Raw genomic sequence first — 22,236 nt, forward strand, 5'->3', positions numbered from 1 at the left:
AGTTGATTAGCTCAAAAAAGTTACGTTGGCTTAGCTTCATAAGAAGCTAATAATTTATTGTTTGTTGACGTTTTTGTTTGTTTAGTTTTCAAAGAGCAATATCACTTTAGTTAAAATATTCTGTCTACTAATCTAGCGACATTTATTATTTTAACATAGCATTCATATGATGTCAACCATCATTCGAAATGTTTTTTTAGAATTACTTGTACATAAAAGTCCATTTCGCAACAGCGACAATGACTATCATACTATCTCCATTCTCATTCGTCAATAATTTATTTCAGGTTAATAAATCTATTTAATAGTGGTTGAAGTGATCGATAAATATCGACGAGATTAAAAAAAGGGTTTAGATCATTTTTATCTGGGAAAAAATACTGAAGTAAATTAATCCTAAAGGAGATGCTGCTATAGTGAGTTTGTATTCGCAAAAAAAAGAAGATGATCAAGGCTTTGTTACTAAAATAGAACAGGAACAATTTGAGAATTCAAACAAAAATGAGAAACTACCAGAGTTCGATGAATATGGGACTGCCCTGAACGACATTTAATACCTGTAAAAAAAACCTTTGCAACAGGAGAATCTTCTCTTAGTGCAAAGGTTTTTTTCTTTACCTTTTGATTGCCTTTAAAACAACGGCTTCTCCTTGAAAGGAAATAATTTGGTCTTCCTCGATCTCAATCCTAAATTTGTTTTTTATTTTATCTGACGACCCATTCATGTATTCCACTAATTTTTCCTTTTCATCTTGAGGTAAATTCATACGATTACACCAAGAATCGAAACGGAAGGTTTTATCAAATCGATGCCATTCCTCAATTTCAAAACCGCTTAGTTCAAGCAATCTGAGCCATTCACTCTTCTTCCAAGCTCGAAAATGGCTATAATCCCGTACTTTTTCAATTGTATTATAAAATTGATCGAACTCATCTGCTTCTGGCACGACATTATCGTCTAGCAAAAATTGTCCATTTGGCTTAAGAACACGGTGTACTTCCTCAACAAACTTATTAATATTAGGAAAATGGTGCGGCGCAATCCGGCATGTCACAATATCAAATTCTTCATTAAGGAAAGGAAGGTTCTCCGCGTCTCCTTGAACAAAGTCGACATTTTGATGCCCATTCCCTTTAATGAGTTTTTCCGCAACTGCTAACATTTCAGGTGTCAAATCAACTGCTGTTGCCTTTTTAACAAATGGAGCAAAGGCGTTTGCGGTATGACCGCCGCCTGTTGCCACATCCAGCAGCTTTTCTTCCCCAGTTATGGAGGTTATTTCCACGAGCTTAAGCAAGTCTTTTCCATCTTTATGAATGGTACTGCTAACATACGAATCAGCACTTTTTCCAAATTGCTTTTGAACATCCTTTTTGAGATCCATTTTTCATCCCCCCGAATTTCCCTTTATAAAATAACTATAAAGCAGGAACTTTATAAAGAAAATGACAGGTATATTATGGATTCCGATAAGAAAAAGTTATCGAAGTGAATTAATGAATTTCTAATACAATCGGGCAATGGTCACTCCCCATTACATTGCAATGAATATCAGCATCCTTTAGGCGCTCGCCCAATTTTTCTGATACGATAAAATAATCAATCCGCCATCCAATATTCCGCTCACGTACCTTAGCCATGTATGACCACCATGTATAAGCGCCTTCCTGATCCGGATAAAAATGACGATAGCTATCAACAAAACCCGCTTCAAGTAAGGAGGTCATTCTTCCTCGTTCTTCGTCCGTAAATCCAGAGTTTCCAACATTGGATTTTGGATTCCGTAAATCAATCTCTTGATGGGCGACATTCAAATCCCCACAAAGAATGATGGGTTTTATTTCATCCAACTCTTTCAAGTGCTGTAGAATTCGATCCTCCCAGTCCAGTCGATAACTGATTCTAGCTAAATCTCTTTGTGAATTAGGGGTATAGACATTAACCAAGAAAAAATCGGCATACTCTAAGGTAAGAATTCGACCTTCTCCTTCACTTTCATCGCCGCTTAGTCCATATCTAACAGAAAGCGGTTCGTTCTTGGTAAAAACGGCTGTACCGGAATAGCCTTTCTTTATCGCATAGTTCCAGTATTGGTGATATCCATCAAGTTCAAGGCTAATTTGCCCTTCTTGTAATTTTGTTTCCTGTACACAGAAAATGTCTGCATCCACTTCCTGAAAATAATCCAAAAATCCTTTTTTGACGCAAGCCCTAAGGCCATTTACATTCCAAGAAACTAGTTTCATTTTTACCATTCCTTCTCCCTTTTCGGAACTATTTATCTGTATAAATATCGATTAAATTTTTTAAATAGATAGGAGACATTTTACCAGTTTAAGGCGAGGAGGGAAAGTAATCGGTTTGGATCATCAAAAAAGACAGCACGTGGCTGCCTTTTTCATGGAACAAATTGTTTTTCGATTAATTTTTCAGTAAATAAATTTGAAACTGGAACAATTTTTATATTCCGTCTTTGAAATTCCTCCATTGATTGAAATATCCCAATCGAGCAAACCTTTCCAGTCACCCCTACATGACCGATCGCAATCCCTTGACCTTTAATTTCTGTTACCTTTGCAAGTTTGACCATTTGTTTTCGAACATAGGATGAGGAGGAAATATCGTCTAAAAATACATCTCTTTTTAACAGAGGAACTCCCAGCTCATATGCTATTTTTGGAAATTTACTTCCTGGGCTAGTACCACTGTCTATGATAAATAATTTTCTTTCCTTCACAACTTCAACAATAGCTCGAACAATTTCTTCATCTTCAACTGCCCGTGACCCCATATGATTATTAAGCCCAACCGCGTATGGTACACTTTTAATCGCTTCCTCTACCCGCTGCCTGACTTCTACCGGTGTGAGATCAACCGTAATCGGCTTTGGACCGAGCCACGATCTTTTTCCTCGTTTCGGCTCCATAGGTAAATGCACCATGACTTCAAAACCGTTTTTATGTGCCCATTCCGCATGTGCTTTTGAGTTTTCTGTAAATGGCATGACAGCAGCGGTAATCGGAATCTCTCCTTCTAAGAAGTCCCGCACTCCGCCGGTGCCACCGCCAAAATCATCGATGATAATGGCAGCCTTGAGTTCTTTGGTTTCCTTTTTTACTTCTGAGGCATTTGTGTGAAGTGGAATTAACAAAAAAAGTAGTAGTAACAGAGCACATTTTTTCATACTTACCCCCAAAATTTGTTTACTTTGAGTTTAATTTGCCCGATTACAGCCATAAAGATTCTAAACAAAAAGAGAGCTTATAATAAGCTCTCCTGAAAGATATTATTCTTCATCAAACACTTTAACTTCAACCATTTTGTCGCCGTTACGCATAGCTTTTGCTGCTTCAAGTCCTGATGTCACCTGACCAAACACAGTATGAACACCATTTAAATGAGGCTGTGATTCATGTACGATGAAAAACTGGCTTCCACCTGTGTTTTTTCCTGCGTGCGCCATTGATAATGATCCAGGAACATGCTTATGGGGATTCCCTTCCGTTTCACAATTAATTGTATATCCAGGTCCACCCATCCCTGTGCCAGTAGGATCACCTCCCTGACTTACAAAGCCAGGAATTACTCTGTGAAAAACAACCCCATCGTAAAAACCTTCATTTGCTAATTTTTCGAAATTAGCTACTGTACCAGGTGCTTCATTAGCAAAAAAATCAAACTCAATCTTTTCGCCATTTTCCATTACTATGTATCCTTTTTTTGCCATTTAAAACCACTCCTTTATGTAAAAATCATTATTATCATACACTTTTAGATAAAGAAAAGAAAGTTTAGACTCGTAAATAATTCCTTCACCCATTCATATTTTCACAACAGTTGTGATAAAATAGTTATACCCCTTCCGAACATTCGCTTGTTGCGGGACACTTAACCAATGTACGGACGGAAGGGGTTCTGATGCCATAAATTCCAGGCATCACGAAAGCTGGGACAAAAGTCTCGGCTTTTTGTTTTTAGCTATTTCGTTTTGCCATCCCTTCATAAAACACAGTAATAATCGTTAAGAACAGCAAATAACCAAAACAGGTATAAAGATGCTTCCATCCGTTAGCGTGTACAAACCAGCCTAGTTCCTCCGCTAATTTTTCAAAAATAGGCATCAGCAAGCTGGCAAAAAGAATCACACCTGCTTTCCCCCATTTATTTAGCTGCGAGATACAACGCAGAAAAATCATCACGAGGATGGGCAGTCCTACTAACGTAAATGCAATATTAATCGAGAAAATTTCCGGAAATGGCCTCATTGGAAACTGATAGAGTTGTTTCCCAACGAAATATAGATCTAAATAGGTTCCAAGCAGGGAAGCAAGCACCATACTAACAAGATAGCTAAAAGGTAATTGCTTTTTTTGCCAGGGTTGCAAGCTCGAGCCGTTCAAGTGTTTTACAGTATTCATGTTTAATCTCCCCATCAATCATTTCTTCGTCTTCTGTCAAATAATCAACCACCTGCCAATTTTCAAACCAATCTCCTTTTTCGGCCTCTTCCTGGTTGACATTTTTCCAAACATTTTCAAGGATAGGACTATAAATCTTTCTCGCACCGGCTCTTAGCTGACAGGATTTCAAGCGAAGCTGATAAGGAAAGCCAGGCATCCCTTCATTTACACTATTAAAAATATCGGGCCAATAATCCTTTCTTGAACCTGTATGTGGATGGCTTTTTGCCCAATCAACCACTTGTTGATGAATTTCCTTATTTTTAAAAAGGATCGAATACAGCCTTTTTCCAAGTAAAATCCGCTCATGTAATGATTCAAACTGGTGAAGAGTTTGTCCGCTAAGTTGCTTTTTTCCATATGGAAAAAGGATATGGTTAAACGAAAGCCAATCTTGCAGCATAAACTCAAATTTGTTTATTACCTCTTTTTGATAGTGAGGATTTTGAACTACTCTTTTTTCAAGGTAGCTCTGTTCATTAATGACCATTGCGATTGTATGGATATACATATCTTGATTTTGCCAAAACTGGTTCCAAATCGTCTCCATAAAGGTTGAAATGTTTAAATGTGAAAATAAGTAAAAGAGCGGTTTTCTATGCCGTATGCTTTCCTCATAAAGCAAAAATTGCGGGTAGACATCTTGAAAAATAAGCCAGTTTCCTCGCTCTAGAAAATGAAAAAATAAATTCCGGTCTTTTTTCGCCATCAATCGGGTTAGAAATTCCCCCTTAAGATCGGTCATGTTCCAGCCGCCATTTCTTGATACCATATGCCCAAGAAAGGCCCATTGGATTTCAGGGTGTTGCATGTAAAAATCAAGATACGCCTTCGTTCTTGTGACATTATTAAGATTATGCTGGATTGTCGTGTTCTTAATCCTTTGTAAAATGATTTCTTCATTCCTAGTCAGCGTTGAGACTGAAGATGCCATTTTACTTTTTTTCTTTAATTCCTCCGTTATACTTTGGAGCGGCGTTTTCACACGATTTCGCGTAAAAAAAATAGCTCATTACCTCCCTTATGAATTCTCCTGCACTAATGAGAATATGTATAGATGTGTATATTTTTTTGGGAGAGGAATGAGGTGTAAGGATGATTGATACGAAGGTTGGCATTGATTGGATTATTGATATGCTTCGAAAAGACCAATCTCCCGATGGCTCATGGGACTATCCATTTGAAACAGGAATTTCCACAGATGCTTATATGATCATTTTATTACGGACATTGGAAATAAATGATGAAGAATTAATCCATGGACTTACAAAAAGGATTTTAAGCAGACAAGAGAAAAATGGCGCATGGAAGCTTTTTTATGATGAAGGAGACGGAAACCTAACAGCAACGGTTGAAGCCTATTATTCGTTGTTATATTCGGGTTATTACCAGAAAGAAGATACCCGTCTCCGGACTGCAAAAAAAATTTATTTTAGCAAATGGCGGGTTAGAGGAAGTCGGAATGTATACAAAGGTGATGCTTTCGTTAACTGGACAATATAAATGGCCTGCTTTTTCCCCGCTGCCAATTGAAGTAGTCCTCCTGCCGTTACATTTTCCGATAAACTTTTATTCCTTTTCAGTGTTTGGCAGGGCGAATCTTGCTCCTATCATGATTATTGCAGATAAAAAATTTACGTTGAAAAAAGCAAGCAGTCCCGACCTTTCACATTTACATTTGCATCGGAATGACATTGACCAATGGATTCGTTCCAGCGAATATCGCTCCTTGTTTTCTTTTATCGAAGAAGGCGTTTCGAATTTACTAGGATTACCTGAGCAGCTTCATAATTTAGCCATTGAGCGAGCCAAAAAGTATATGCTTGACAGGATTGAACCGGATGGAACATTCTATAGCTATTACAGCAGTACGTTTTTAATGATTTTTGCGCTATTATCGCTCGGATACAAGAAAACAGATCCTGCCATTACCAAGGCTGTTGATGGGATTAAATCGATGATGTGCGAAATTGATGACTTACCTCATATACAATATACAACAGCAAACGTTTGGAACACAGCATTAATTGGCTTCGGTTTGCAAACAGCAGGTGTTGCATCGGAGGATCCAATGGTAGTCCAGGCAAATCGATACCTGCTCGAACGGCAGCATCATAAATTTGGGGATTGGGTGATTCATAATCCGAAAACGATGCCAGGCGGCTGGGGATTTTCTGATGTGAATACGGTGCTTCCAGATGTGGATGATACAACCGCTTCACTCCGCTCCATTGCTCGAATGGTCCCGACTGAGCAACAAGCTTGGGAGCAGGCGATCACTTGGACTCTGTCGATGCAAAATGATGATGGCGGCTGGCCGACTTTCGAAAAAAATGCAAATTCTAAATTGTTGCAGTTTCTTCCGATTGAAAAAGGAGAATTTTTACTGGCAGATCCATCCTGTGCAGATTTGACTGGACGGACGCTCGAATTTTTCGGCCATTATACCAATTTAGCAAAAGATCACACCGCAATAAAAAGAGGAATCCGTTGGCTTTTTAAAAATCAGGAAAAGGATGGTTCCTGGTATGGCAGATGGGGGATTTGTTATCTTTACGGGACTTGGGCAGCCATCACCGGAGTTTTAGCAACGGGCATACCCTCGGATCATGCATCTATACAAAAAAGGGTTAACTGGTTACGGGGAATCCAAAACAAGGATGGCGGGCGGCTTTTATATTCACTACCACAGCTACCGCTATATTTTTCCGCTGCTAGCACTCGCACACTATAAGGAAAAATTTGAATCATAGAATTTAACATCGACGGCTCCATTTCTCCGTCGATGTTTTTATTTTTAAATAACTTTACCAAGTTGCTTATAAATCTTAACGATTTCATCCATTTTCATCCGAACAAGCCCACTTGATGACGGTGCAACAAAATCGATGACTCCTGGAACAACAGAATCACTTTGCTTGCCCCATGGGGCCGCCTTCCGACCGCTAAATTGCTGGTAAACCCCTTTCCCCACAAAACAAACCACCTTGGGCTTATACTGTTCGATCTTGCGCTTTAAAATCTCCCTCCCCGCCTTATACTCTTCCTTCGTAATTTCATCGGCAGCTTTCGTTGGTCTTTCTACAATATTGGTAAAACCATATCCTATTTCTAAAAGGTGCCGATCTTCATCTGCCTCATATTTTCGCTGCGTTAATCCCGCTTCGTATAGAATCTTCCAAAACCGATTATTAGGGTTGGCATAATGGTGTCCCACCTCCCCAGAGCGAATACTTGGATTAAAGCCAACAAATAAAATAGTTAAATCCTCTTTTAGATGATCACTGATTGGGTTCATAAAAAATCTCCTTGTTTTAGTCGATTCCCCATTTTACCAATCTGAATTTTACTTTGTAAATGGCTTAAGGTTGTGAAAGGTTGTAATTAGGGCAGCTAATTGTTCGCAATCCCTTAAAATCAGAACAGTTTGCGCGAATTCGATTAATCCCAACATTACCGACAAGAAGCATCCCCGGGTGCAACATTTGTTATACTACTTCATCCAGCTGAGAGTATAAATGCTCACGTTCGTTTTCCTTCAACTCGATTTCAAAATAAATTTTTTGAAGCAACTCCAGTTCACTTTCTGCTTCAAGCTTTTGTTTAAGGATGTGAATTTCCGTTTCAATTTGCTCGATTTTTTCCTCAATCTCTTCCGTCCGAACTTGTTCCACTACCTTTGTCACTTTTGGCGTGATTATTTTATTCATTCCTAGATTGGCAGCTTGTTTAACCTCGATTGCTTCTAACTTCCCCTTAGCCCAATCATAATTCCCATCAAAAAAGTGAACCGCCCCGTCTTGAAGCCAATAAATGTTATTAAACAATTTATTGAGAAAATAACGGTCATGAGAAACTGCTAAAATCGTTCCATTAAACTGATCCAGCGCTTCCTCGAGCACTTCACAGGAATCAATGTCAAGATGATTCGTCGGTTCATCCAAAATAAGAAGATTGATATCTTGGTACATTAGCTGTGCAAGTCTTAAGCGCATCCTCTCACCGCCGCTTAGCTGGTTAACCTTACGAAACACGGCTGGCCCGTAGAATAAAAATCGCGCTAATATATGACGGGCCTCTCCCTCATTCACGACCACCTCGGAGCGGAAAACATCGATAAGCTTCTCGTCGCCAATGTCCTGGAATACATGCTGTGATAAATAACCGGCCTTGACGTTTCTACCAACTTTAATCATTCCATTGTCTGCTTCCATTTCTTTTAAAATCATTTTTAAAAGCGTTGATTTTCCTGTACCGTTTTCACCGACTATTGCAGTTCGACCCTTATATTGAATGTGCATGTTAACGTGTTCGAAAAGTGTCCGGCTGCCAAAAGTTTTCGTTACGTCCTCTAAGACGATAACATCCTTGCCGCTTCGGTCATTCGCTTCAAAATCAATTGCCATCTTTTTTACCTCTATTTTTGGACGATCAATTTTTTCAATGCGATCAAGCGCCCGCTGCATATTGGTTGCCCGTTTATGAAGGGCGGCACTCGGCGGATTCGAGCGGTTTGCCCAGTCGCGCAGCCGCTTAATAGCTTCCTTCATTTTCTTCATTTTTCGCTGCTGTTCTTGATACTCCTGAAATTCTCGTAACAGTCGTTCCTCTTTCTCCTTGACATAGCCGCTAAAATTCGTATGGTACAGTTCAATTTCTCCATCCTCCATCTCGATTACTTTTGTAACGACCTCGTCTAAAAAGTAACGGTCATGGGAAATGAGTATAATCGTTCCGGTATAATCCTTAAGGAAAGAACCCAGCCATTCAATCGCCTTTAAATCTAAATGATTAGTCGGTTCATCCAGTAACAGAAGCTCAGGACTTTTCAACAAACTAAGACCGAGTCCAACTTTAGTTTTCTCACCGCCACTTAAAGCAGAAAAGGATTTTTCCAGCAGACCGGTAATATTCAATCCATTCGCAATCCGGTCTAATTGTGCGTCCATCTCATAGCCGCCGTTAAGAATAAAATCATCTTGAAGCTTTCCATACTGATCCATTAATCTTTGTAGGTGATCCGGAATAATCTCTTGACCCATTTCAACCTCTAATTGTTGAAGCTTCGATTCGGTTATTGTCAATTGATCAAAGGCCGTTTTTAAAACTTCCCCGCTCGTTAACTCTTGAAAGTCAGGAATCTGCGCTAAATAGCCAATTTTCAGCCCCTTTTTCCAATGAATAACCCCTTCGTCTACCGTTTCCTGATTGGCTAACAACTTTAATAACGTCGTTTTGCCGCCGCCATTGCGGCCGACAAGTCCAATCCGGCTCCCTTCTTGTACTTCAAAGGACAATTCTTTAAAAATAAGATTACTGCCAAATGACTTGGCTATATGATTGACACTACAAATAATCATGTTCATTCTCCTCGTTATTGAAAATTTAGATGAACATCTCCCTTAATATAAATAGGCCGCAGGCATCTTTAATAACCCGCGGCATTAAAATATGGGCATGAAAAAAGAGTGCGAGCGATGCACTCTCTACATACCTATTTATAGTGGGTAAAGAGATGTGTTATCGTTCTACTTCCATTATGCAGTTTCGAAAAAAGGACAGACTCCCCCCTTGTAAAACTACTTCATGAAAAATTGCACGATATATAGTAAGTGCTTCAAGCCACTGTAAGCGTGCAAAAATAGAACGTTTCATCTCTTCCCCACCTCCGTTTCAATCAAGTTATTTTTATTGTAAATTTATCCTGGGTCAATTGCAAGCCTATTTATCTGACTTATCGAAAGGTTGGGAACTTAATTCCGCGGATTTTGAACTTTATTCCGCCAACTTTCGAAAGAATTCCGCCAACTTAACCATTTTTTTCGCCAACTCTCGAGTTATTTCCGCCATTTTACCCATTTATTCCGCCAACAACCTTAATGCAGGTAGTTTTTCCGGGAAGAAAACCTTCTGCGGTAAACAAACCTCCTCAAATCATCATCCTTTAGATTCCCATCATAAATTAAAAACAATAATGACCGAAATTCCGGATAACACTGCATGACGAAAAGGGCGAACTCTTTCCGTTCGCCCATTAGTTTCATTTTAAACTCTTCCTGATTGATAATTTCATTCAACTGCTTCTCATAAAAAGCTTTCGTATCTTCCCATTTCTCTTTACGATCCTCCAAAATATCACGTGCATACTCCGGTAATTTGTCGATCACATGATCAATATAGCCTTCCGACCACATGATCATTTTATCCTTTTCAGTGAGTTCAAAAACCATATTCATCAACTCAATATCATCCACTGTACCGCTAGTTGCATATTTTCCTACCCGATTCACCTTGTTCACCTCAAGACCAATTTGGAATGGTCTTATTTTACCGCGAATCAGGCTCCTTTATTATTGCCTAATTTGGCTGTTAACGTCATTTGCTTTCCATCGCGGTACACTTCGAATTTAATCGTGTCACCCGTTTTCACCTTTGTATATAAAAATTTTCTAAGTTCTGCTGAATTAGCAATCTCCGTTCCATTCATCGACACAATCACATCTTTTGGTTGGAAACCAGCCTGTGCCGCAGCAGAATTTGGGTCAATGTTCATTACCAAGACACCTTTTTTCATATTTTCAGGCATGTTTTGCGAATACATCTGTGGAACTTGGTCTAAGTCTGCAAGTCCGACACCAAGATACGGGCGGTCAATTTTACCGCTCTTTATTAATTGGTTTACGATTGGAATCAGGTCATTACTTGGAATCGCAAACCCTAATCCCTCCACACCACTCTCGGAAATTTTCAAACTATTGATGCCGATTACTTGTCCTTGTGGATTAATTAAGGCACCGCCGCTGTTTCCCGGATTAATGGCGGCATCCGTTTGAATGACATTTGTATCCCAATTTCCCGCAGATGTCGTAACAGATATGCTGCGTTCGGTCGCACTGACAATTCCTTGTGTAACCGTTCTTGACAAATCAAGTCCGAGCGGGTTCCCAATGGCATAAACTTGGTCACCAGGGCGAAGTGTCGAAGAATCCCCGAAATCAGCTGTTGCCGTGACGTATTTTGCATCAATTTTTAAAACAGCTAGATCCGTTAAGGCATCTGTTCCAACCACCTCAGCGGTTGTTTTTTGGCCATCAAATAAGGAGATTTCCAGCTTTGAAGCCCCTTCGACAACGTGGTTATTGGTAACTATATAGGCGATGTCATTATTTTTTTGAAAAATAACCCCGGATCCTGAACCGGCTTGTACACTTTGCGATGGATCAGAACTACCCCAAAAATTATTATTTTGCTGCTGCTGATAATTAACAACCCCGACAATTGCTTTTGAAATTTTTTCGACGGTATCAGCTATTGAATTTGTGGAAGCCATTGTAGGCTTAGCAGTTACAGCCTTTACCGAAGCTGAAGTATTGCTCGCCACCTGATTATCCGTATTTTGATAATAGTTTTTGAGGTAATCAGTATGCGGAAGAACGGCTAAAGTTAAAACCGACCCAATCACACCTGCTGCAATTGTTGAAACAAACCCTTTACCTTTCCATTTTTTTGTTTCAGACTGACTGTTCGAACGTGTCTGTTCCCTAACAGTAGGAGGAGCTGTTTCTTCAGAATCCGCTGATTCCATTCTTTCCTGAACAACTTCAGAATCGTTAGCCCCCACTGGGAAGGTAGCATCCACAGAATTTACATGTTCCTCTGTCTTGCTATCATCCGAATAGTTATTCAATGAAAATTCTTCATTTTTTGTATTTCCAGTTTCCTCTTGTGAATTAGGTTGATTTTGTTCGAATTCATTTTCATTTTTGAATTCCATCACAATCGATCTCCTTTAAGTTTGTTCTTTATCTTGTCTTTACTTTAACCGACAAATCTTAACAAATTATTAACAAACTTTAACGAGAGTAAGAAATTATATGTAAAAATTTAAAAAAGCCGCAGAGATCATCCGCAGCTTCTAGTAATTTATTCGTTTTTTAAGCGAATCACAAATTTCGTTCCTTTCCCTTCTTCACTAAATACTTCAATCTCCCCATTATGGAGCACAACTAATTGCTTAACAATCGAGAGTCCCAGCCCAAATTCACCATATGGGTTGGTCGTTCTGGAAAGATCAGCTTTATAAAAACGACGCCAGATATTTTCAATCTCCTTCGCATCGATACCAATTCCCGTGTCTTCGACTTCGATTATTGTCAAGTTCTGTTCTGTTCTTCCTCGCAGCCAAATGGTTCCATCTGTTGTAAACTGGATACTATTTTTCGTAATATTAATTAAAATTTGGACTAGTCGGTCATAATCGGCATGTACCATGATCTCTGGTGCGGACTCAACGACAATCTGATTATTCTTCTCATCTGCTTGCAAGCTCAACTGCTCCTGAATAATTTCGAGTATTTCTAAAAGCTGAATTTCTTCCTTAAATAGCTTGATTTGATTGGAGCGGATTTTTTCATAATCAAGATTTTCATTGACAAGACGAATCAGCCTTTTGGCTTCTTGGCTTACGAGATTGATTCCGCGCTCTTTATCTTCTTCAGGAATCATATCGTTTTTCAAGCCTTCTATTACTCCGCTAATGGTCGTTAACGGTGTCCGCATTTCATGGGAAACATCTGCCATAAACTGCCGTCTTCTATTTTCCAGACTTTCTATTTCCAGCATGGAGGCATTGATTTTATCCACCATGTGGTTAAAATCGTTCGCTAATTCCCCTATTTCATCAAAATTAGCAGAATTTACCTTCACATGATAATTTCCCTCAGAGACAAGCGATGTCGCTTCACGAAGCCGTTTAATCCGATGAACGTGAATTCGTGACAAATACCAGCTCTGTAGGAAGGAAACCCCAAAGGCAATTAGGATCGTATACAGTAAAAATTTATTGATTTGTTCAATCATATTACTGGACCCGCTAATCGGCGAAGTTAAAATCACACCACCATAAAAAACGTCTTTATTTACATAGGGTAATACGACTAATGTAACGCCTCCTTGCCCAAAGCTTTTAAAATCACTTTTGACAATAATGGGTTGCCCTTTTTTAACTAGATCCCATTGCTTTCGAGGCAATTTCTTAATTGCCGGTCCATTTTTAGTAACCAAATACTGGTTGAAGTCTTGGTCAAACATACTAAAACTCATATTTCTTGCACCCAAAACATTACTGTATTGATCAATTATCTGGTCAGATGCAAGTGGAGCTTCCTTCAAATCGGTTAAGATGGCTTGTCCGAATGAAATCAGTTCATCAGCTTTATTTTCATAAACTAAATTTTCTACATAATGGGTAAACAAAACACTCAACAATAGAAACGCCACAATGATGACGCTAATGTGGCTAAAAAATTGCTGGTAAATATACTTAAACTTCATCGGTTTTGATTGTGTCATCGAACTTATACCCTACCCCCCAAACAGTATGGAAGAATGGATGCGCAGTGGTTTCAACCTTTTTCCGGAGCCTTTTGATGTGAACATCGACCGTTCGTTCGTCACCATAAAATTGATATCCCCAAACCCTTTCAAGTAATTGCTCTCTTGAGAATACTTGGCGGGGATGCTCCACCATATAATAGAGTAAATCAAATTCCTTAGGAGTTAAATTTGTAACGTCTACCCCGTCTACAAATACTTCTCTCGTGATTTTATTGACCTTAAAATGGTCTGTTTTTAGGAAGTGTTCTTCCTCTTTTGGGACTTGCGCCTGGACTCGTCGTGTTACCGCTTTAATCCTGGCCATTAGGGTAAGTGGACTAAATGGCTTCGTGACGTAATCATCCGCACCCATTTCAAGTCCAAGCACTTGATCGGATTCACTATCCTTTGCAGTTAACATAATAATCGGAACGGTAAACTTCTCTTCTCTAATTTTCCGGCAAATAGAAACACCATCCATTCCGGGAAGCATCCAGTCGACAATTAGAGCATCCCATGTACCACTTTTAAAACGGTTATAGCCTTCTACGCCATCGTTAACGAAAACACCTTCGATCCCCTCTTTAGCAAAAAACATTTCAATCATTGAACAAACACTTTTATTATCTTCAATCACTAATATCTTCATAATCGGTCATCTCCTAGTGCAAGAAACTATTCTTCTCTTTAGTTTATACGAATTTTCTTTCATATCAAAGCTTCTGCCCCATTCTTCCTGACAAATTAATAATTTGTTCATAGATTATTAATATATCCAGCAAAAAAGGTCTTGAATGAATTCAAGACCTTTTTCCTTACGATTTATGGCTCTAAAATCAGTTTTCCTTGCGTTTTCCGCGATTGCAAAAGTGTATGGACATTGGCCGCATCTTCTAAGGGAAACACTCCGCCAATCGTGAGCTTCAGTTTTCCTTCCCCTAAATATGTCAATATCTCTACTAAACTAGGCTGGAGCAACTCTGGTTTTCTCATTATTTGCGGCAGGAAAAAACCAATAACGGATTGATTTCTAGCCATCAGCGATGACGGATAGAAACGGCTTTGTTCCCCGCTTGCTGCCCCAAAAATAATAAGGCGTCCAAATGTTGCAAGACATTTTACTGTTTTATTAAAAACATCACCGCCTACCATTTCGAGCGCGACATTAACCCCTCTGCCACCGGTTGCCTCAAGAACCTGCTCCTCCCAGTTCGGCTCTGAATAGTTAATGAGGACATCCGCTCCCATTTCACGGGCTAAAACTAGTTTTTCATCTGAACTCGCGGTCGCAATTACTTTTCCGGCACCAAACAATTTGGCAAGCTGGACAGCAATCGTCCCCACTCCTCCTGCAGCGGCATGTACAAGGACACTTTCCCCTTTTTCTAAACGACCCATTGTTTTTAAAATATGGTAGGCACTTAAACCTTGAAGTGGAAGGGCAACAGCCGTGTGAAAATCCAATTGTTCGGGTATCGGAATCAACGACCTCTCATCGGCAAGTGCATATTCCGCATAACCCCCAGATTCAATTAACGTCACCACTCTTGTCCCGGGCGTGACATTTGTTACTTTCTCGCCTACTTCTGAAACAACTCCGGCAATTTCAGCACCAGGTATAAATGGAAGCGGCGTTTTCACCACATACCGTCCTTCCCTCCGTGCTGTGTCCGCATAATTAACCCCAATTGCTTTAATTTCAATCAACACTTCATGACCAGTGGGAATTGGTTTTTCCATCTCAACCAAGTGTAATACCTCTGGTCCACCATACTCCATTAATTGTACAACCTTCATCAAACTCATCTCCTATTTCCCTTTAAATGCTGGTTTTCTCTTTTCCTTGAATGCTAAAATGCCTTCTTGGTGGTCAGCCGTTTCCACCATTAACGTCTGGATAAGTCGTTCCTGCTCGAGGATTTCCTCCAATGTGGATGAAAACGATTGATCGATTAATTTCTTTTGTTTTCCAAATGCTTTTCCTGGGCCATGCGCCAATTTTAAGGCAAATTTCGTTGTTTCTTCTTGAAGCATTTCCAATGGAACAAGATAATTGATTACACCTAGTTGATAGAGGCGCTCAGCAGGGATTGGCTCGGCAGTAAAGAAGAATTGTTTAGCTAAATGCGGGCCAATCAGCCTTGGCAGTAAATAGGACCCGCCTCCGTCTGAGATCAAGCCTACCTGCGAAAAGCTAAGGGCAAATTTACTATCTTCTGCTGCTACGATTAAATCACAAGCAAGTGCTAAATTAAACCCAGCCCCTGCCGCAAATCCATGAACGGCAGCAATAATCGGCTTCTCCGTTTCTTTCATTAACAAAATTAATTCATTTAACTTGCCGATATGTTCATAAACTTGAACACCCTTTGCCTGCCCCATCGTTTTGACATCGCCGCCGGCACTAAAGGAACGGCCTGCGCCGGACAGAACGATGACCTGAACATCTTCATCATTTTGAGCACTATAAAGGGCATCCTTCAATCCTAAAATCATCTCCGGGCTAAAGGCATTTAAGCTTTCCTGGCGGTTTAATGTTAAAGACAACACTGGACCTAATTTTTCAACCAATAAATGTTCTTGTGTCAAGTTCATCTTCCTTTCGTTTTCGATATTTTATTTTCTCAAAATTTAGCAGAACAGGATGGTTCGATAACGACTTTTCCATTCCTTAATATAGGTACAATCGTAGTAATCCCTTTGGATGCCGCCACCTTTAAGTCCTCATGCTGGTGATGTTTATCTAGAAGTTTTCCAACATATGAATTTAATAAAATTTCGTAAGAATCCTCTTGCCCGCGGTAAAAATACAAGGCAGATTTCGCAGCATCAGTTAATTCGTATTCACCATTTTTCACGATGCAATCTATTAAATGGCCGGCACCGAAAAAATCTTCTAAACTGGTTTCTCCGGAATTTCCGGAGCAAATAACCAGGATGGTTTGGTCAGCAGGAATGTTTTTAAGGGCGCTGGCAACAGCTGGATTATTCAGCAGCGATGCGATATAAACCTTGTTTGCCAGAGACGATTTCCTTAAAGCAACTGTTCCGTTCGTTGTCGATAAAATCAAGGTCTTTCCGTTGATGGAGTCCCTGATTAGAGTTGGACTAGGATAAACAAAACCGTCAATTGGTTTTGCATCGAGCTCGCCGGCAAGTACATATTCTTCTTTTTGAAACTCTTTTGCTAGTTCCATAGCTTCATTGCTATGTAAAACAGGAATGACTTCTTTTGCACCATCCTTTAATGCCGAAACAATCGTCGTTGTTGCCAGTAGAACATCTAAGACAACTGCGTGTTTTTTTCCATCTGTTATTTTCTCCTCTTTGATCTCCTCTTTCTTCATGAGAAGGTGAATCTTCGTCATTCCTATCCGACTCCCCTTTACATCTTTCCATCCGCTACATTTGCTGCGTGCAGAATTAAATTTTTTACAAAGTGGTTAAAGTTAGCAAAACGAGTATCAGTGGTTTGCCCTTTTTTATAGCGATAATAGATTTGCTGGCCAATAACGGCGAGTTTAAAATAAGCAAATGTTAAGTAGAAGTTGAAATTGGTTATATCACGGCCGCTTTTTTCCGCATAGAGCTCGATAAATTCCTTTCTTGTCAAAAATCCTTCATGAACCGCGGTAACTGGAGCCTTTCCTAACCCATTAATTAAAAGCTCGGAATCATCGCTTTGATTCCAATAGCTCATGGCGACACCGAGGTCTGCCAGCGGATCTCCCACAGTGGTCATCTCCCAATCAAATAAGCCCACCATATCTGTTAACTGTTTATTAAACATCGTATTATTAAATTTATAATCATAATGAATAATCGTGGACTCGTGGATTTTAGGTGTGTGTTCCACGAGCCATTTTTTTAAGGAATCGACAACAGCAATTTCATCGGTTTTCGCCCGCTCATAGCGGCCAATCCAGCCATGAACCTGTCTTTCCATAAATCCTTCAGGCTTGCTAATTTCAGCGAGTCCCGTTTGCTTGTAGTCAATTGCATGTAATTCCACCAATTTTTCAACCATGACTTGCGATAGGTGTTGGCACAGATCCTTCGTGACGTGAACCCCATCAGGGAATGTTGTATCAATTACCACACCATTTTTTCTTTCCATTAAAAAAAATGGACTGCCGACGATTGTCTGATTTTCTGAAAATAGAAATGGCTTTGGGGCAACGGAAAAAATCGAATTTAATGCAGTGAGAATTTTAAATTCTCTCCACATATCATGTGCCTTCGGTGCAACTGGCCCGAGGGGAGGTCGTCTTAATACAGCCTCCCAGTCACCCATCTTAAGTTGGTAGGTTAAATTTGAATGGCCAGCGGAAAATTGCAGAATTTCGAGCGATTCTTCCGGTAATGATGCTAAATTTCCCCGAAGAAACGTTTCCAACACCTCTAAATCCAATTCTTCACCCTTTCGAACCGGAATGGTATCTATATTCATTTGGCGGTTCATGTCTTATCACCTCTCGTTTTGAAAATCCCACTTTTCATATTTCTCTAATCAATACTAACCGGTTGGTATCTCCTTAGTAAAAAAGAGAGGGGAATTTTCCGTATTGCCCCTCATACCATTTTTTCGTCAATTGATTTGAATTCCCTTCAAAATCATTTCGACAAAAATCTCTGCTACTTCACGATCAGAGCAAATTCCGTTTGGATTAAACCATTGGTAACTCCAATTTGTTATACCCAAAATTCCGAAAGTGATAATCGAGGAATTTAAATCTGGACGAAACTCACCATTCTCCATTCCATCATTGATCAATTCCTCAATGTTTAAGCGGAATTGGTCTCGCTTTGTATTAATAGTGGCTGAGTGTTCCTCATTTAAATTTTTCAATTCCCGAAAAAATATTTTTGCAGCAGAACCTTGGATTCTTATATCTGAAAGGAGCTTGAAAACAATCTCAAATAATTTATCTTTACAGGTCTCTGATTCATCTTTAAAAATTCGCCCTTGTTGAACAAGTAATTCATCTATGTAGCCTAGATGAATGTCCATTAACAATTCTTCTTTACTTGAAAAGTAATAATAAAAGGTTCCTTTTGTAACCCCTAGGGAGTCAACAATATCTTGAATCGATGTTTCGCTAAATCCCTTTTTTTCAAATAAGCGGATGCTTTGTTCCGTTATTTTTTCCTTCACCGTTATGTCCTCACAATCTGTAAAATGTCTGATAAAAATTATATCATACTCTTTACCTCACCTTTATATCATCAATGAAACAATAGCTATACTAACCAGTTAGTATGTTATAGGTACAATTATACCTCCAAAATTTAAATATTCAAATTCTTTTCTAAATATTCTAATAAGTTCATTTTTTTATTTCCAAACTTGTTTCAATTAACTTAAAATCTTCTGTTCGATCTCTTTTGCTTATTCATTACTTCATACGATTTTTCGATAATATCCGTTAAGACGTCTCCCTTATAGATTCTGCCCAGCTTTATTCCTTGTTGATAATACTCGACAATTTCATCCAGCATTAGAGAGGTTTCTTTCGTAATTCTTACATTTAATTGAATTCTTTCATTTTCAGACATGATCAGACACTCCTATCCAAGTGTTAGCGTGGTGCTAGCAATAAACTATTTATTTGTTATCCATTGCTACTATACTATAATTCTACATTTTTTTCATTCAAAAAAATAAAAAAAGGCTATCATGTAGACAGCCAAATTGATCATAAATACATTATAGAATTATCTTCTCCTCGGAAAAATTGGTGAGAAAGTGACTTTGAAGCCAATTCTCGAGCAGTTGTACTAATTCCGAGTGGATAGGAAGATTTCCTTCTGCAAAAATATCTTTTTTCATCGTAAACATTGTGGAGGTATATGTCACCTGTTTACACGAATGCGCCATATTTTCGACAACATGATACTGTAAATCCCCTTTTACATACAGCGGCAAATCCTTCAGTACCGCTGGATTTGCCTGCATATCGAGTGCCCCAGTAATTGCAAGGACAGGGCAAGTAACTTTAACAAGGTCTTCTCTCTGGTTATATGCTAAATGTTCGCGCAGCCACTTGGCATTTGTCTTGACAAAATTCACCTTTATGACATCCTCGGATGAATTTACAACCTTATCAATAAATTTTTGTGCTTGTTTTTCCACTTTGTTATGTGTACCTAATAAGCGAAGTAAAAACCCTTGAAACCCCTTAGCATTCAATATGTCTTGGATAGCAATTTCTCTTTGCCTCTTCAATGCTTCACTTAGTCTTTCTACAGCACCTGAAAGTAAAATTAACCCACCAAGTTCTTCTCTAGCTGCAAGAGCGGTTCCAATGGTAGAGCCTTCACTATGGCCCAGAACAAATACTTTTTCCGGATTAACTTCGGGAAGGTTTTTTAAATATTGGACTGATGCTTGTGCATCATCGACTAAATCCCATAACCCTGTCGATAAATAATCTCCATCACTGGCCGCAACACCGCGTTTATCATATCTCAGGTTTATAAAGCCGATGGATGTAAAAAATTCAGCCAATTGACGGTACAGCTTTACATCGAGTTTTTCATTCACTTTTCCGTTTCGGTCCAATTTTCCTGTCCCTGGTATTATAAGAATAGCCGGCAAATTTCCAGCCCGATCTTCTGGTTGACTTAGAGTCCCTCTAAGTGCAACTTTACCTTGAATCGTAACTTCTTTTTCCCTCGATTTCATTATTAATTCCCCCTATTGTTCTCTCTCCCGATCAGGAATAATGATAGTAGCTAGCGTCCTTCTTCTCCTGCCCTTTTGCGGCTTATTTTCTGTAACTTTGGTGTATACTGCAATCAATTCCTTCCTAAATTCAGCAAACTCTTCGTCACTTAAAAACAAGGAGGTTTGCCGAAAAGACACCCCATCACCGACTAAATCAATTTTCCCCTGATTTAAATACCTCTCGTAATCCCCCATTAAATTCGCCATAAATTTAATAAATAAACCCATATGTTCATCCTTTGACAATTTATTTAATTCCTCTGGGCTTATGACTGCTTTGTTTGGATCATAGATAGAATACACCTTTTCAACAGTGCCTCGGTTTGGTATTTCATCAATAATATGGATGACTTCTGCTTCAACAAGTTTTTTTATGTGCCGGTACAATGATGCTTGCGGTATATCTGGAAGCAATTCCTTTAATTGCTGTGCTGTAATTTGCTGGTTAATTAAGGACTGAATAATTCTCATCCGTACAGGATGCAAAATTACATCCATTGTATTTTCGATTGCCATATAAAATTACTCCTGTTTTTCATTATCATTCTCAATAATGATAATATTATACTTTTTAATAATAGTAAAGACCCAATTGGAAAATTTTTAAAAATATTTCTTTAATCATAAAAGTACATGAAATGGTAAAGGTCTACAGATATTAGTAGAAGGAGGGTTGCAAAATATGATTTTACCTTGGATATTCGGAGTAATACTTGCGGCTCAGCAACTAAATTCTTCAGATAGTTTAATCATTACAAAAAACGGCAACAGTGTGAGCCATCTCAATCGAATGGATTTTTCCTTACCCTATACCGATTTACCGATAATCGACTCCCAAAAATACAATCAATTTTTAAACCAGTTGGACGAACAGTATTCCATAGAACCTGAGAATGCCATCATCGATCAATCCGGAAATATCCGAACTGAACAAGTTGGTTATCAAATCCATCGCCAAGCCTTTACAGAGCAATTCTATGCCTATTTTTTTTCACATAAACAGACAAGATTGGAAATTCCCATGCTAACCGTTTATCCAAAAGTGGATAGTGAATTACTTGAGGATATTCACAGCATGAGGATCGGACGATATGTAACTTCTTTTAATTCGCAAAATAAAAAACGCTCGACTAATATTCAATTGGCGGCAAAGGCCATTAACAATTATGTCATCTTTCCGGGAGAAAGGTTTTCTTTTAACAAAGTGGTTGGGAAACGAACGGCTGCCAAAGGATATTTACGTGCTCCTGTCATTGTCAGGGGGGAATTTTCTGAGGACATCGGCGGCGGAATTTGCCAAGTATCCTCTACCCTTTTTAATGCTGTCGATAATGCCGGGTTAAAGATTGTCCAGCGTTTTTCTCACAGCAGAGCGGTTCCCTATATCCCTCCAGGCCGTGACGCGACAGTAAGCTGGTATGGGCCTGATTTTGAATTTAAGAATACGTATAACCAGCCAGTGCTAATTAGAGCAAGAACAATGGGAAATTTATTAATCATTAAGCTTTATTCTTCAGAAAGTATTGAATACATACCTAGAAAGATTCCAGAGACAACCTATTGAAAAAAGTCCGCAAAATTGGACTTACACCCGTCAAGTAGACAGCTCTAAAAAAGACTATGCAGCCATCGTGATCCGGTATTCAACTGGAGCACGATGGTTTAGTCGTTTT

The 22,236-nt window shown here is 39.1% G+C and carries 23 protein-coding genes and 2 pseudogenes; 3 read left to right on the plus strand and 22 right to left on the minus strand.

Annotation, left to right across the window (positions count from 1 at the left end; all coding sequences use genetic code 11):
- The first annotated feature begins 416 nt into the window (after positions 1-416).
- Positions 417-554, plus strand: coding sequence for a hypothetical protein (locus tag ACIQXV_RS28980; protein ID WP_402965596.1), 138 nt, complete (start codon positions 417-419; stop codon positions 552-554).
- Between the two features lie 60 nt (positions 555-614).
- Here the strand turns inward: ACIQXV_RS28980 and ACIQXV_RS28985 are convergent, their stop codons facing one another.
- The 6 genes from ACIQXV_RS28985 to ACIQXV_RS29010 all read right to left on the minus strand — a co-directional run bounded on the left by ACIQXV_RS28985 (position 615) and on the right by ACIQXV_RS29010 (position 5,395).
- The gene (locus ACIQXV_RS28985) at positions 615-1,385 is read right to left on the minus strand and encodes a class I SAM-dependent methyltransferase (RefSeq protein ID WP_402965599.1); all 771 of its coding nucleotides are present in this window, start codon (positions 1,383-1,385) and stop codon (positions 615-617) included.
- 109 nt (positions 1,386-1,494) lie between these two features.
- Positions 1,495-2,247, minus strand: coding sequence for an exodeoxyribonuclease III (locus ACIQXV_RS28990; protein ID WP_402965661.1), 753 nt, complete (start codon positions 2,245-2,247; stop codon positions 1,495-1,497).
- A gap of 152 nt (positions 2,248-2,399) precedes the next feature.
- Positions 2,400-3,185: a divergent polysaccharide deacetylase family protein gene (locus ACIQXV_RS28995; RefSeq protein ID WP_402965602.1), complete on the minus strand. Its 786-nt coding sequence runs from the start codon at positions 3,183-3,185 to the stop codon at positions 2,400-2,402.
- A gap of 102 nt (positions 3,186-3,287) precedes the next feature.
- Complete coding sequence (locus ACIQXV_RS29000; protein ID WP_402965605.1) at positions 3,288-3,728, minus strand: peptidylprolyl isomerase; 441 nt, start codon at positions 3,726-3,728, stop codon at positions 3,288-3,290.
- A gap of 247 nt (positions 3,729-3,975) precedes the next feature.
- Positions 3,976-4,419, minus strand: coding sequence for a CBO0543 family protein (locus ACIQXV_RS29005; protein WP_402965608.1), 444 nt, complete (start codon positions 4,417-4,419; stop codon positions 3,976-3,978).
- Positions 4,352-5,395 carry a DUF2515 family protein gene (locus ACIQXV_RS29010; RefSeq protein WP_402965611.1) on the minus strand — a complete coding sequence of 348 codons (1,044 nt, stop codon included), beginning with the start codon at positions 5,393-5,395 and terminating at the stop codon, positions 4,352-4,354. The genes ACIQXV_RS29005 and ACIQXV_RS29010 overlap by 68 nt, the downstream gene beginning before the upstream one ends.
- 161 nt (positions 5,396-5,556) lie before the next feature.
- Between ACIQXV_RS29010 and ACIQXV_RS29015 the strand changes: the two are divergent.
- Positions 5,557-7,214: pseudogene (locus tag ACIQXV_RS29015) on the plus strand (squalene--hopene cyclase).
- 44 nt (positions 7,215-7,258) lie between these two features.
- Here the strand turns inward: ACIQXV_RS29015 and mug are convergent.
- The 16 genes and pseudogenes from mug to ACIQXV_RS29095 form a co-directional block, all read right to left on the minus strand.
- Positions 7,259-7,759: a G/U mismatch-specific DNA glycosylase gene (gene mug / locus ACIQXV_RS29020; RefSeq protein ID WP_402965613.1), complete on the minus strand. Its 501-nt coding sequence runs from the start codon at positions 7,757-7,759 to the stop codon at positions 7,259-7,261.
- Between the two features lie 97 nt (positions 7,760-7,856).
- A pseudogene (locus ACIQXV_RS29025) lies at positions 7,857-7,934 on the minus strand (cell wall hydrolase); the annotation flags it as partial.
- A 15-nt stretch (positions 7,935-7,949) separates the two neighbouring features.
- Positions 7,950-9,821: a ribosomal protection-like ABC-F family protein gene (abc-f, locus tag ACIQXV_RS29030; RefSeq protein WP_402965616.1), complete on the minus strand. Its 1,872-nt coding sequence runs from the start codon at positions 9,819-9,821 to the stop codon at positions 7,950-7,952.
- 160 nt (positions 9,822-9,981) lie between these two features.
- On the minus strand, positions 9,982-10,116 hold the full coding sequence (locus tag ACIQXV_RS29035; protein WP_402965619.1) for an RAxF-45 family protein: 135 nt from the start codon (positions 10,114-10,116) through the stop codon (positions 9,982-9,984).
- Between the two features lie 221 nt (positions 10,117-10,337).
- The gene (locus ACIQXV_RS29040; RefSeq protein WP_402965622.1) at positions 10,338-10,751 is read right to left on the minus strand and encodes a hypothetical protein; all 414 of its coding nucleotides are present in this window, start codon (positions 10,749-10,751) and stop codon (positions 10,338-10,340) included.
- Positions 10,752-10,798: 47 nt separating this feature from the next.
- Positions 10,799-12,235 (minus strand): S1C family serine protease, encoded by a 1,437-nt coding sequence (locus ACIQXV_RS29045; protein WP_402965625.1) that lies wholly within the window; start codon positions 12,233-12,235, stop codon positions 10,799-10,801.
- Between the two features lie 149 nt (positions 12,236-12,384).
- On the minus strand, positions 12,385-13,812 hold the full coding sequence (locus tag ACIQXV_RS29050) for an ATP-binding protein (RefSeq protein WP_402965628.1): 1,428 nt from the start codon (positions 13,810-13,812) through the stop codon (positions 12,385-12,387).
- On the minus strand, positions 13,784-14,485 hold the full coding sequence (locus ACIQXV_RS29055; RefSeq protein WP_402965631.1) for a winged helix-turn-helix domain-containing protein: 702 nt from the start codon (positions 14,483-14,485) through the stop codon (positions 13,784-13,786). The genes ACIQXV_RS29050 and ACIQXV_RS29055 overlap by 29 nt, the downstream gene beginning before the upstream one ends.
- A gap of 173 nt (positions 14,486-14,658) precedes the next feature.
- The gene (locus tag ACIQXV_RS29060) at positions 14,659-15,633 is read right to left on the minus strand and encodes a quinone oxidoreductase family protein (RefSeq protein ID WP_402965634.1); all 975 of its coding nucleotides are present in this window, start codon (positions 15,631-15,633) and stop codon (positions 14,659-14,661) included.
- 12 nt (positions 15,634-15,645) lie between these two features.
- Entirely contained in the window at positions 15,646-16,425 is a 780-nt protein-coding gene (locus ACIQXV_RS29065; protein WP_402965637.1) for an enoyl-CoA hydratase/isomerase family protein, read from the minus strand.
- A 35-nt stretch (positions 16,426-16,460) separates the two neighbouring features.
- Entirely contained in the window at positions 16,461-17,204 is a 744-nt protein-coding gene (locus ACIQXV_RS29070) for a 2-phosphosulfolactate phosphatase (protein ID WP_402965640.1), read from the minus strand.
- A gap of 17 nt (positions 17,205-17,221) precedes the next feature.
- Entirely contained in the window at positions 17,222-18,298 is a 1,077-nt protein-coding gene (locus tag ACIQXV_RS29075; protein ID WP_402965643.1) for a phosphotransferase family protein, read from the minus strand.
- Between the two features lie 126 nt (positions 18,299-18,424).
- The gene (locus ACIQXV_RS29080; RefSeq protein WP_402965646.1) at positions 18,425-18,991 is read right to left on the minus strand and encodes a TetR/AcrR family transcriptional regulator; all 567 of its coding nucleotides are present in this window, start codon (positions 18,989-18,991) and stop codon (positions 18,425-18,427) included.
- Between the two features lie 206 nt (positions 18,992-19,197).
- Positions 19,198-19,392: a hypothetical protein gene (locus ACIQXV_RS29085; RefSeq protein ID WP_402965649.1), complete on the minus strand. Its 195-nt coding sequence runs from the start codon at positions 19,390-19,392 to the stop codon at positions 19,198-19,200.
- 151 nt (positions 19,393-19,543) lie between these two features.
- A complete protein-coding gene (locus tag ACIQXV_RS29090) occupies positions 19,544-20,521 on the minus strand; it encodes an alpha/beta hydrolase (protein WP_402965652.1) in 978 nt (325 codons plus the stop codon).
- 12 nt (positions 20,522-20,533) lie between these two features.
- Positions 20,534-21,079 carry a helix-turn-helix domain-containing protein gene (locus ACIQXV_RS29095; RefSeq protein ID WP_402965655.1) on the minus strand — a complete coding sequence of 182 codons (546 nt, stop codon included), beginning with the start codon at positions 21,077-21,079 and terminating at the stop codon, positions 20,534-20,536.
- A 166-nt stretch (positions 21,080-21,245) separates the two neighbouring features.
- On the opposite strand from ACIQXV_RS29095, the gene ACIQXV_RS29100 reads away from it, so the two are divergent.
- Positions 21,246-22,127, plus strand: coding sequence for a VanW family protein (locus ACIQXV_RS29100; RefSeq protein ID WP_402965658.1), 882 nt, complete (start codon positions 21,246-21,248; stop codon positions 22,125-22,127).
- Positions 22,128-22,236 lie beyond the last annotated feature (109 nt).

Origin of the sequence: Neobacillus sp. NPDC097160 (genome assembly GCF_044762155.1) — a bacterium.
Lineage (GTDB): Bacteria > Bacillota > Bacilli > Bacillales > Cytobacillaceae > Neobacillus.